Origin of the sequence: Thalassolituus alkanivorans (genome assembly GCF_020447205.1) — a bacterium.
In the GTDB taxonomy this organism is placed as follows: domain Bacteria; phylum Pseudomonadota; class Gammaproteobacteria; order Pseudomonadales; family Oceanobacteraceae; genus Venatoribacter; species Venatoribacter alkanivorans.
The window spans coordinates 103,106-115,235 of record NZ_JAJAEL010000024.1 but is presented as its reverse complement, the minus strand read 5'-3'; the positions used below and the strand labels follow the sequence as shown (position 1 = coordinate 115,235).

Annotated in this window: 10 protein-coding genes; 2 read left to right on the top strand and 8 right to left on the bottom strand. The window is 52.0% G+C overall.

Translation table 11 applies throughout. The features are described from left to right. Positions 1 to 199: 199 nt before the first annotated feature. The gene (locus LGT44_RS09410; RefSeq protein WP_230330663.1) at positions 200 to 739 is read right to left on the bottom strand and encodes a DUF2147 domain-containing protein; all 540 of its coding nucleotides are present in this window, start codon (positions 737 to 739) and stop codon (positions 200 to 202) included. 469 nt (positions 740 to 1,208) lie between these two features. Between LGT44_RS09410 and LGT44_RS09405 the strand changes: the two genes are divergently transcribed. Both LGT44_RS09405 and LGT44_RS09400 read left to right on the top strand, forming a co-directional pair. Then, positions 1,209 to 1,478 (top strand): DUF4212 domain-containing protein, encoded by a 270-nt coding sequence (locus LGT44_RS09405; RefSeq protein ID WP_145469407.1) that lies wholly within the window; start codon positions 1,209 to 1,211, stop codon positions 1,476 to 1,478. A gap of 14 nt (positions 1,479 to 1,492) precedes the next feature. Then, positions 1,493 to 3,268 (top strand): sodium:solute symporter family protein, encoded by a 1,776-nt coding sequence (locus LGT44_RS09400; protein ID WP_230330664.1) that lies wholly within the window; start codon positions 1,493 to 1,495, stop codon positions 3,266 to 3,268. Positions 3,269 to 3,377: 109 nt separating this feature from the next. Here the strand turns inward: LGT44_RS09400 and LGT44_RS09395 are convergent, their stop codons facing one another. From LGT44_RS09395 to LGT44_RS09365, 7 genes are all read right to left on the bottom strand, one after another. Then, a complete protein-coding gene (locus LGT44_RS09395; protein ID WP_230330665.1) occupies positions 3,378 to 3,803 on the bottom strand; it encodes a group I truncated hemoglobin in 426 nt (141 codons plus the stop codon). A 10-nt stretch (positions 3,804 to 3,813) separates the two neighbouring features. Next, positions 3,814 to 4,671 carry a DUF3034 family protein gene (locus tag LGT44_RS09390; RefSeq protein ID WP_230330666.1) on the bottom strand — a complete coding sequence of 286 codons (858 nt, stop codon included), beginning with the start codon at positions 4,669 to 4,671 and terminating at the stop codon, positions 3,814 to 3,816. Beyond that, complete coding sequence (locus LGT44_RS09385; RefSeq protein ID WP_230330667.1) at positions 4,668 to 7,067, bottom strand: bifunctional diguanylate cyclase/phosphodiesterase; 2,400 nt, start codon at positions 7,065 to 7,067, stop codon at positions 4,668 to 4,670. The genes LGT44_RS09390 and LGT44_RS09385 overlap by 4 nt, the downstream gene beginning before the upstream one ends. Positions 7,068 to 7,076: 9 nt before the next feature. Beyond that, positions 7,077 to 7,796, bottom strand: a complete 720-nt coding sequence (locus LGT44_RS09380; protein WP_230330668.1) for a methylamine utilization protein — start codon at positions 7,794 to 7,796, stop codon at positions 7,077 to 7,079. An 86-nt stretch (positions 7,797 to 7,882) separates the two neighbouring features. Then, positions 7,883 to 8,500 carry a 3'-5' exonuclease gene (locus tag LGT44_RS09375; RefSeq protein ID WP_145469402.1) on the bottom strand — a complete coding sequence of 206 codons (618 nt, stop codon included), beginning with the start codon at positions 8,498 to 8,500 and terminating at the stop codon, positions 7,883 to 7,885. Continuing rightward, positions 8,500 to 10,299, bottom strand: coding sequence for a DUF294 nucleotidyltransferase-like domain-containing protein (locus LGT44_RS09370; protein WP_186435940.1), 1,800 nt, complete (start codon positions 10,297 to 10,299; stop codon positions 8,500 to 8,502). Before LGT44_RS09370 ends, LGT44_RS09375 begins: the two co-directional genes overlap by 1 nt. Positions 10,300 to 10,462: 163 nt before the next feature. Next, a complete protein-coding gene (locus LGT44_RS09365; protein ID WP_230330669.1) occupies positions 10,463 to 12,124 on the bottom strand; it encodes a cation acetate symporter in 1,662 nt (553 codons plus the stop codon). Positions 12,125 to 12,130 lie beyond the last annotated feature (6 nt).

The window sequence follows — 12,130 nt, the reverse complement described above, 5'->3', positions numbered from 1 at the left end:
GCCGCAATCACGCCCCTTGTGCCGGCGGCATCCGAATCTGGTCTAATCCAGTTAGCCAGTGCAGATTAGGAAGAAAATATGACGGGGTTATGACTGTGGCGTTCAACAACGGGCAGAAATCACATTGCCGATATGAGCAGATTACAGACACAAAAAAGCCCGCGGTTAAGCGGGCTTCAGCAGAATAAAAAACTAATCGTTATTCTGCAGCGGCGGTTTCAGCTGCAGTTTCAGCCGGTGTGGCTTCTGCAGTTTCTGCACTGTTGTCTGCGCTTACAGCTTCTGCAGCTGTTTCTGCAATTGGGGCTTCGTAGCGCAACCATTTCTGGCTGCGGCCAATCCAGGATACGCCGATATAACCGCGAACGCTCAGGCTCTGGCCATCTTCGGCAACTTCCAGCTGGGATTTATAAATGCTGCCGGATTTAGGGTCGAGGATACGGCCGCTTTCCCACTCGCCTTCACCTTCTTTTTCCAGCCCCCACATAAAGGTCAGGCCTTCAACCGGCTGATTTTTAAAATCGTCCGGACATTTTTCACAGGATTTGCCCTGATCTTTTTCACGCAGCAGTTTTACGATAGTGCCCTGCAGCTTGCCTTCTTCGTTAATGTTGATGTCAACGACGCTGGCCTGGCTGCCGTCTTCGTCGTCGATGGTTACCCACTGGCCCACAGCAGGATCGGCCATGGCAACGGATGACAACAGGCTAAAAGCAAGAGCGGATATGGATTTTTTCACAGACAAACTCTCCAGAGCTGGTGCAATTCCGGCCGGAGGGCAATGCCCGTATTACAACGAGCCGCGACACAACCGGACCCCGGCCGCTTGCGTTATCAGTTATTGGTTAGGCCAGGTAGGCCGATCATAAGGTATCTTCCGGGAAAAATCCGCCATTTGGCTGTACCGATGGCTCTGTCAAACCCGGCAAATCGGGCCAATTGTTAATAATCAGCCGTCGCCGGAGCGCTTTTATACCGGACTAAAGGCGTACGTATTAGCACCAAAGCACGCCATTTTTGCCACCTGCGACCATGGTCACCCCGTGCTTTCCGGGCCCCTGAAAAGTTTAGGTAACCCTTTGTTTTTAATAGAAAAAGCAATCATTGAACAGGAGTGTTCAAAATTGGTACTACCAAGGTCTAGCTGTCGTGTTCTGACGCTATGCTGCTAGGTTGATTCTGCATTCAAATAAAAACTAGGAGGGGTTATGGCTTTCAAGTCAGAAGACGATAAGAACGCGTACTGGCGCAAAAACCTGAAATTAATGTTCATTTTACTGGTTATCTGGGCAGTGGTGTCGTATGGCTTCGGCATTCTGTTCCGTCCGGTACTCGACATGATTCCGGTAGGTGGCGTTGGTCTGGGGTTCTGGTTTGCACAGCAGGGGTCCATTTATGTGTTCCTCGCCATTGTTGCAATTTACGCCAAAAAAATGCGCGAGCTCGATCGTGAGTTCGGCGTTGATGACGATGAATAAGTGAGGAGTTGAGCATGGATTTACAGACCTTAACTTACATCGTAGTGGGCCTGAGCTTCGCCCTCTATTTCGGTATCGCTATCTGGGCCCGTGCCGGAACCACCGGTGAATATTACGCGGCTGGCCGCGGTGTTCACCCGGTTGCCAACGGTATGGCTACCGCAGCTGACTGGATGTCTGCCGCTTCCTTTATTTCTATGGCAGGTCTGATCGCCTTCCAGGGTTATGATGCTTCTATCTTCCTGATGGGCTGGACCGGCGGTTATGTTCTGCTGGCACTCTGCCTTGCTCCTTACCTGCGTAAATTCGGCAAGTTTACTGTGCCTGACTTTATCGGCGACCGTTACTACTCCCGTACTGCCCGTATCGTGGCGGTTATCTGTCTGATCGTAGCGTCACTGACTTACGTAATCGGCCAGATGAAAGGGATTGGTGTGGCGTTCTCACGTTTCCTCGACGTGGATTATGCAACCGGTCTGTATGCAGGTATGGGTATCGTATTCTTCTACGCCGTACTGGGCGGTATGAAAGGCGTAACCTACACCCAGATCGCGCAATACTGTGTACTGATTTTTGCTTACACCGTACCGGCGATCTTTATCTCTCTGAACCTGACCAATAACCCGATTCCACAGTTTGGTTTCCTCAGTGACACCGCTGACGGTACTCCGTTGCTGGTAAAACTGGATCAGACACTGGTTGACCTTGGTTTTGCTGAATATACCGCGCAGAAAGGCGGTACCTTCAACATGCTGATGTACACCCTGTCGCTGATGATGGGTACAGCCGGTCTGCCACACGTGATCATCCGCTTCTTCACCGTACCTAAGGTGTCTGATGCGCGTTCATCCGCTGGCTGGGCTCTGCTGTTCATCGCCATTCTGTACACCACTGCTCCGGCTGTGGGTTCTATGGCCCGTCTGAACCTGACCAATACCATTCAGCCTGGCCCGGTTGGCAGCGCCGAAGGTAACCTGGCTTATGCTGAACGTCCGGATTGGTTCAAGAAGTGGGAAACCACAGGTCTGCTGGCATTCGAAGATAAGAATGGCGACGGCCGTATCCAGTACTACAACGACAAGAACCCTGAGTTTGCCGCAAAAGCTGAATCCTTCGGCTGGAAAGGTAACGAAATGGTGAAAGTCGACCGTGACATCATGGTACTGGCTAACCCGGAAATCGCTAACCTGCCAAACTGGGTAATCGCTCTGGTAGCGGCCGGTGGTCTGGCGGCGGCACTGTCCACTGCAGCAGGTCTGCTGCTGGCGATGTCGACCGCGATCTCTCACGACCTGCTGAAGCGTACCTTTATGCCGGATATCGGTGAGAAACAGGAACTCATGGCTGCACGTATCGCCATGGCCGGTGCCATTCTGGTAGCGGGTTACCTGGGTCTGAACCCACCGGGCTTTGCCGCACAGGTGGTGGCACTGGCCTTCGGTCTGGCAGCCTCCTCGATCTTCCCTGTACTGATGATGGGTATCTTCAGCAGTAAAGTGAATAACAGTGGTGCGGTTGCCGGTATGCTGGTTGGTCTGGTGTCTACCCTGGTATACATCTTTACCTACAAAGGCTGGTTCTTCGTGGCCGGTACTGAAATGCTGGCGAATACTCCGGACAACTGGTTCCTGGGTGTTTCTCCGGAAGCCTTCGGTGCTCTGGGTGCTCTGCTGAACTTCGCAACAGCCTTCATTGTGTCGAACATGACTGCACCTGTACCGGATGATATCCGTCACATGGTTGAAGACATCCGCTTCCCTAAAGGAGCTGGTGAAGCGCACGATCACTAAGATCAGGCGTTTGATACAAGCATAAAAAAACCGGCTTCGGCCGGTTTTTTTATGCTGCTTGCCGGTGATAAATTATCGGGATAGCAGCGCAGGAATGTTGGCAATAAACTCAGCGGTGCAGCATGTCGTTACGCAAAGGCGCCAGTTTTTTTAATAACCGGTTCTGATCGGTATAAGGAATGCCACTGTCTGTCAGTGCTTTCTGCAGTAATTCCACCACCCGGTTAAAATCGGCTTCACCAATATTCATTCCGGTGTGTACGCTGGACATATCATCGCCACTGTAACGGCATGGACCATCACTTACCGCGCACAGCTGTTCACTGAATTTATTGCGGAAGCGTTCAATATCCGAATCTTTAAAAAACGGATAAATCTGCCGGTCAAAACTGACTTCCTCAATAAAGTGGTCGACCACAACCGCAATGCCTTCAGCACCACCCAATCGTTCGTACAGGGTGTCTTCTGCCATCAGAGGATTCAGTAAAGACGTTGCCATCAGTAGCGTGCTGCTGCAAAGCAAAGAACGGATCATCACGGCTCTCCTATTGAAAATACCCGGTTAACGATACATACAGACCGTCCTGATCATCGCTGCCGGCAATGCTGCCAAGCTGCGCCCAGGCCAGGGTAAGGTTCAGCTGTTTATGCGGAAACCAGGCAATAAAAAGATCACGGTAATCATCTTCGCGAAATGCAGTTAAATTATCGGGCTTGGTGCGGTATTCCGCTCCCACGGCCAATCCATCATGCAGCAGCACCAATGCCGAAATCTCTGGCAGCAGCTGATAACTGCGTTTGTCGTCTCCGCCAAACCCGAGCAAACCCATCTGATTGGCTTTACTGGCACGCACCGTTGCGTTCCATAAAACGTTGTACCCGGCCAGTGCTGCCAGATGGATTTTACTGGCCGACAGATAAATATCCGTTCCCTGGGTATCGTTATCCGCGCCAACGGCGGCGGCCGTATCGCCATCCAGCAGACGTTTATGCTGTAACCCCAGCGCCAGCTGTGGCATTGCCGTAAACACAGCATCACCGGCGAGCCGGAGTTTGCCACCATAAACTTCCTGACGGATATCCGTTGCGGTATTTTTTAAGCGGAAATTCTGCTGTGCTGCGCTGAGTTCCAGACGGTTGTTGTAGCTCCAGCTGGCGCCCAGCACCTCCAGACGAAAATCCTGCACATCGGTGCGGGTCGTAAACGCGCTGAGACTGTGTTCGTCCTGCTCACTGTAACCACTGATCAGCGCCCAGGGCACAAGACCGCCACCAGCCGCCCCTTCCAGCTGAGTAACACCAGAGGTTGCCAGCAGACGTCCCTGCGCCAATAGCGGGACACTAAAAAGAGAACCCAGCCCCAGCAAGGTCAGGTATTTCAGCGGTGAAAAACAGCCTTTCATGATTGTATCTCCTGTTGCCGGTCAGCCGTGTCAGAATGCTGCCGGAAATCGGCCAGCCAGCCCGCAATACTTTCGAACGCCATCGGCCGGCAGAGAAAATACCCCTGAATATAATTACAACCGGCAGCCTGAAGCCAGGTTTCTGATGCCTGATTTTCCACTCCTTCGGCGGTCACTCTCAGGCCTAATTCACGTGCCATATTCAGCGTTGAACGGACAATGATCTGGTCATCATGCGTTTCTGCCAGATTCAGGATAAAACATTTATCGATTTTAATTTCGTCCACCGGCATGCGTGCAAGTTTGGATAACGCCGAATAACCAATACCATAATCATCCATCGAGATACTGAAACCATGCTCGCGCAGCAGCTGCAGTTGTTGCAGTGATTTTTCTTCATCCAGCATCATGTCGCGCTCGGTTATTTCCAGGCAGATATCCGCCGGCCGTAGTTGCAGATCCTGCAATTTGTGTTCAATCAGGGTGGTCAGGCCATCCCGGCAAATATCCTGAGCAGAAATATTAATAGATACCTGAAGATCAATATTATTGCGCCGCCAGACAGCCACATGCTCCAGCACCTGCGCAATAACCCAATCGGTCAGCTGGCAGATCAGGCCGGTCTGCTCGGCCAGTTCGATAAAAACATCCGGGGGAATAAAACCATCCTGTGGATGGAACCAGCGGATCAGAGCTTCGGCTTTATCGACGTTTCCCGTCAGCAGATTTTTCTGCGGCTGATAGTACATCTGTAACTGACCATCATTGTCGTTCAGCGCCTGCTTTAACGATTTCAGAATATGCAGTTTCTGCAGGTGTTGCTGATCCATGCCGTCTTCATATAAAAACAGCGACAGTTTATGGCTGCGTGCATGTTCCAGCGCAATGTTTGTACGCCGGATTAACTGCGCGGCGGTGCTGGCCTGTGCCGGAAACAACACCAACCCGACCCTGACATCAATATTCACACTGATGCCATTCACATTCACTGGTGTTGCCATACTGTGCAGTATTTTCCAGCCGTGCGCCTCAGCCCACAGGTTGGTTGCCGTATCGGGGCACGGAATTAAAAGAACAAATTCATCGCCCGCCACCCGTGCCAACGCTCCTTGCTGGCTGAGCGCAGCCAGCCGCTGCGCGACGCGGGTCAGGCAGCCATCACCGACATCCGGGCCTAACGAATCGTTGATGTTTTTAAATCCGCGGATATTCACATCGGCCAGCATAAATGACTCACCAGTCTCTACCCGCTGTTCGAGTTCACTCAGCATGCTGACGCGATTCAGAAGACCGGTAAGGCTGTCATGCAGGGCCTGGTAACGGATTTTCTGCTCGCGGCCAGCCAGGTCATTGTTCATGGTACGGAAAGCGGAAACCAGAGTCTGAATTTCATTATTGGCTCTGCGTGGCGGATCGATGCTGTGATATTCCCCGCGGGCTATCGCCCGGGCATCACGTACCAGCCGCTTCAGCGGTACGGTTAAACGGCGTGCCATCAGAGTACTGCCTGCCACCGCCAATAAAACAATAATCAGTGCCAGTTGCAGAATACGGTTACGTAAACGGACATATCCCTCAGAAGAGGAGCGCAGATCAGCAGACAGCACCACGCTTACCGGTACCGTATCGTGACGCGATATGGTCAGCCACTGACTGGCAAAACGCTGTGCAGCGTCATTCCCCCAGTAACCCAAAGCCTGTGCATAGCCAGGGGAACTCATCGCCTGCAAAATCTGCTCATCCCCGGACAGCGATGATGAATACACCAGATTACTGACCCCTCGCGGAGAGCGCATACCCAGGCTTTGCTGTTCAACAAAGGTAACCTCAATACCGCTGCTGCGGGCCAGTTGCTGCGCCAGAGACTCGTCCATACGGAAGCCAACCCCGGCAATGGCAATCACCCGTGGCGCCTGCACCGGAATCAGCAGCAACTGATAAATATGATTACCCAGCACAAAAAAATCGGCACTGACCTCACCTTTAAGCGACTGTGCCAGGGCCGGGGCGTAGCTGAACTGTTCACCTTCGCGTACATCGCTGTCAGTACTGGCCGTCACCTGACCGCTGACATCCACCAGAAACATCAGATCAGAACGGATACGGGAACCATGATTCTCCAGCATGCTCGCCACCGTGGCTTTATCCTGGCTGGCCAGCGCCTGCTTAAAACCAAAGTCAGAGACCAGTATTTCGGCCGACGTCAGCAGCTGCTGCTGACGCATGGCAACGGTGTTTTTAAACACCTCCACCGCCGCGCTCAGGTCATTATTTACTTTGCTGCGGATGGTTTCACCAGCACTGTAAAGTACCAGTGTCAGAATCGACAACGAGGTCAGGGCGGTCAGACCGGCGGTCAGCAGCAAAATCTGGCTGCGGAAGGTATTCAGCCTCATGCTGTAGCCTCAGCGGCGTAGTTTATTACCAAAGCCCTGCCCCTCCTGCTGCTCTGGCGCAGCAACGGCCAGTGACAGTGTTATTTGTATATGCCCGTCAGTCCGGGGCATGGTGTTCAGTTGCTGCAGAGTCAGAGTCTGCCGCTCATTCTCGTTCAGCGACAATCTGGGATGCCAGACGCTCAGCGTTGATGCTGCCGGCAGATCAGGTATACGGATTCGTCCATCCCCGTTACTGATGAAGGTATCGTCGCCGTCACTAACATAGATATAACCAACCATCTGGTCATGAATGTTGCAGCCCAGCACAACCAGACCGGGCTGATCAAACAGTACCGGCTCTTTTGGTGTGTTGGCATATAAACGGATTTCAAAGACTTTCGGAGACGAAAAGGAATAAACATGATGGCGGATATTATCGCTGTTGGGAAAGCTGACACGCTGCCCCTGCTGAACAATGAGAACCGAAGGCCGGAACTGTTTGTTCACCTGATCCATTACCGCTACCGGAATATTTCCTGCCGGGGCCTTTCTGACAGGCGTTCCACGCACACTGACGACAACATCTGCCAGGGGTTTGCCCTGCTGATCGTGAAATTCCAGCACCAGCCCAGACTCAGGCTCAGCCCGGACAGAATGAACCTGAATAAAGGATAACAACAGAAATGTTGTCAGAACCTGCTCAGCCCATGACGGGCCGCCATGTCCCTGCCGGAATAATCGCCACACTTACCACCTCAGTCATCTGCAACCATCGCTTAAAAATAGTTGCAAACCGGCCTTAGCGCAAAGTATGAGATCCGGCGGGCAGCATATCAGCTGCGCTGATTGAAATGCGTCAGCTTGATATACATAAGTGCGGTCGAGATCACATCTCCCATGGCGGTATGGCGCTCAATAATGGGAACCTTCAGATCTTTGGCCAGCCCCTCAAAGGTCAGATCCAGCTGCAGCTCGGGGATATATTTACGCTTCTGGCGCACATAGAGTTCAGATACCTCGATAAAGCGGTTCGGCAACTGAAAATTATGCAATTGTTTGATATAGCGGTTAAGGATGGCGCGGTCATATTCGATATAAAAACCACAGATTGGGCGGTTTCCGACAAAATCCAGAACCTTCTCAATCGCTTCCGAAACAGCAACGCCCTGACGCCGGTCTTCGCGCCGCAGATAATGCACCCGCACCGCATTGGGGTCGGTTACAGCATTGGAATTAATGGTCAGATCCAGAGCTTCTGACAGGCGAATTTCTCCACCTTTTACCCGTACCGCGGCGACACTCAGCAGCTCGCCTTTTTTCTTATCGAAACAGCTGGTTTCGCAGTCCAGCACCACCACTTCATCGCCATCATAAGGCTCGGCCAGATGACGCCAGCGCCCTTCCGGTGGCATATAACCCGGCAGCTTTTTCAGCAACCAGAACGGGGCCATCAGAAATTCTCCAGATGATAATGATTGACCAGTAATTGCTTGAATTTTTTAACCCGGTGCAGAGCATGACGCAGCAAGCTGCGATCAACACTGCGCAGACTGTTAAGCTGCAGTTGCTGTGTCAGTCCCGGATTATCCGACCCGCTTTCCAGCTGCTGGCGCAGACGGATACGTAAAAAGAACAGTAAAGCATCTTTAAGGCCCTGGGTTGTTTCATCATCCAGAACGTTCAGCGCCTGTAATTTATCCAGTCGTTGCAGGGTATTGCAGTCGCTGATGGCATATTCAAATGCCAGTGCGCGGACACCGTGAACCAATGGAAAAATACCGCCTTTTTTAATATCAATGGTGCCGTGGTCTTCGCGGATTTTACCCAGAAAAGTCAGCGGCGTTTCAAACTGCAGGGCTGGTTTGGCAAACCAGGCCGATGTCATACTGGAGCGCAGTGCCTCGGTCTGCCAGCTGGCTTTTACCGGTACAAATAACTCCCGGTTTCCGCATACCGGTTCAGCGTCCATAAAAATCGCCATATTCATCATGGGTTCCGGACGACCAGAGCGCATCCAGCGCTGTACTTTGCCGACCCAGCCGTCAACGGTATTAATCCAGCTGTCGTTAATAAACATGACACCACCCGGACAGGGCGGATAGCCAAAGTCGAGCAACGCCTGATGCAGGTTTTGCAATAACGGCTGCACCGCTTCACGGTCATGCTCATTCTGCAGGATAATGGCGTTGTCCTGATCGGTTTTCAGTATCTGCTCTCCCCGGCCCTCACTGCCCAGAACCAGAATGCACACACTCTTTTGTAGCCGTTTGGGGAAAATAAGCTCGAATGCCCGCTCCATCAGGCGGCGGTTCAGTGTGGTAATCAGCTCCATAATCGCCACGACTTTTACCCCCTGGGTACTGAGGCTGTCGATCAGAACCTCAAGGCGCCGGGCAGCCACCACCAGTTCCTTCATGGTTTTGGCCTGCTCAATACGCATGGCAATAACATGAGAGTGTGTCGAGAACACACTGAGCATATCCATCAGTTCGAGCATACCGACGATATCGCCATCACGGGTGACAATAACCCGCTCAATATGATGCTGGGTCATCTTCAGCAGCGCACTGAACAGAAAATCGCCGTATTTCACTTCGACCAGATCAAACTGAGCAATATCAGCCACTTTACTTTGCTTGGTTTTATCGCCGAGCAAAGTGGCGCGCAGTAAATCTGTGCCGGTTACGATGCCGACCTGACGAGCGGTCCGAACCAGTACTGCGTCATATTTCTGCTCTTCCATAATGGCCGCAACCCGCGCCAGACTGGTTTGCCCGGTAACATAAACCGGCGGGCGTACACTGTCTTCATCGATGCGGGCAAGAATAAATTCAGAGACATCATTACTGCGCTGATCGACCAGTTCTTCCTGGGTGCCGAGATCGGTTTTGAAATAGATAGAAAAATCACTGGATTCATCCAGAAGCTGAATAAAATCTTTGGCGCGCAGTAAATAGCAGAGGGTTTCTTCTATCGCGGTGTAGCGGTGTTTACAGGAAGATTCCAGTACGGCACGTACGTCGAAGATATCCTCTTTGCCATACTGGGAAAAAACCTGCTGGCCGCTTTTATCGGTTTCTTCGACCACACCTTTGTAGACGATGTAGACCCCGGGAGACACATCTCCCTCATCCAGAATAACCGCACCGGCAGCAAAGAAAACCAGATCCAGGCGCTTGGTTAACCACTCCAGTTGCTGCTCAGACAAAAAACTGAACGGCGGCTGGTTAAGGTTTATCTGAATCGTCATAACCTGTCTCCTTTCTGCGATGACAGCACCGCTTTCCATTCAGTATAAAATAAAAAAGACACCGTCACAGGACGGTGCCAAGGGGAGCCCCAGCTCGAGGCAATCGTACAGGCCGGCAAAACCGGCCAATATTCTCAGACCTGTTTACACCTATAAAACAGGTTCAGTGATCCGCTGCCTGTGCCGCACCCAACCCGGTATGCGAGCGCACAAACTGCTGATCAAATTTCTCCCGCTCCTGTGCTCCGGCGGCTGATTTATCTGTGATTGAGAAGTACCAGATCCCGGCGAAGGCAACAATGACCGAGAACAAGGCCGGGTATTTATATGGGAATACCGCACTTTCATTACCCAGAATCTGCACCCAGACAATCGGCCCAAGAATAACCAGAGAAACCGCCGTTAACAGGCCCAGCCAGCCACCGATCATGGCTCCGCGGGTGGTCAGGCGCTGCCAGTACATCGACAGGAACAGCACCGGGAAATTCGCACTGGCAGCAATAGCAAAGGCCAGACCGACCATAAAGGCGATATTTTGTTGTTCGAATAAAATACCCAGCCCTATCGCAATCACACCCAGCACCAGCGTGGTAATTTTCGACACCCGCACTTCTTCTTCATCCGTTGCATCCGGACGGAAGACATTGGCATACAGATCATGAGACACCGCCGAAGCTCCGGCCAAAGCCAGTCCCGAAACCACCGCCAGAATGGTGGCAAAGGCAACCGCAGAAATAAAGCCAAGGAACCAGTCGCCACCCACTGCTTTTGACAGATGGATTGCGGCCATATTGTTGCCACCGATTAAAGCGCCGGCTTCATTAAGAAATTCACTGTTGGTCGACACCAGAACGATAGCGCCAAAGCCGATAATAAAGGTCAGAATATAGAAATAGCCGATAAATCCGGTGGCATAAAAAACGGACTTGCGCGCTTCGCGGGCGTCAGCCACGGTAAAGAAGCGCATCAGAATATGCGGCAGACCAGCGGTACCAAACATAAGCGCAATACCGAGACTGATTGCAGACACCGGATCGGATACCAGACCACCCGGCCCCATAATGGCAATGCCTTTTTCGTGAACTTCGGTTGCCTGCTGGAATAAATTGCCCATATCAAAACCGACATAAACCAGTACCATCAGGGCCATAAAGCTGGCACCGGATAACAGTAATACCGCTTTAATAATCTGTACCCAGGTTGTAGCCAGCATACCGCCCATAGTGACGTACAGCACCATCAGAATACCCACCAGTACGACGGCATAGTCGTACGGCAAGCCAAACAGCAGTTGAATCAGTTTTCCGGAACCAACCATCTGGGCAATCAGATAAAGAGAAACAACACAAAGCGATCCAACGGCCGACAGCGTACGGATCTGGGTCTGCCCAAGACGATACGAAGCCACATCGGCAAAAGTAAACTTGCCCAGATTGCGCAGCCGTTCAGCAATCATAAACAGAATCAGTGGCCAGCCGACCAGGAAGCCGATGGAATAAATCAGGCCGTCAAAACCGGATAAATACACCAGGCCGGAAATCCCCAGAAAAGATGCCGCCGACATATAATCCCCGGCAATGGCCAGACCATTCTGAAAACCGGTAATACCACCACCAGCCGCATAATAATCGGCGGCGGAACGGGTGCGACGACTGGACCAGACGGTAATACCCAGCGTAAAGGCCACAAAAATAAGAAACATAATAATGGCCGACCAGTTGGTGGCCTGCTGCTCTACGGCCCCGCTGATAGCATCGCCGGCAAAAACCAGACTGCTCAGGGACAAGAGTGGAAATAATACAAAGGGTTTCAAACGTTTAAACATACGGAT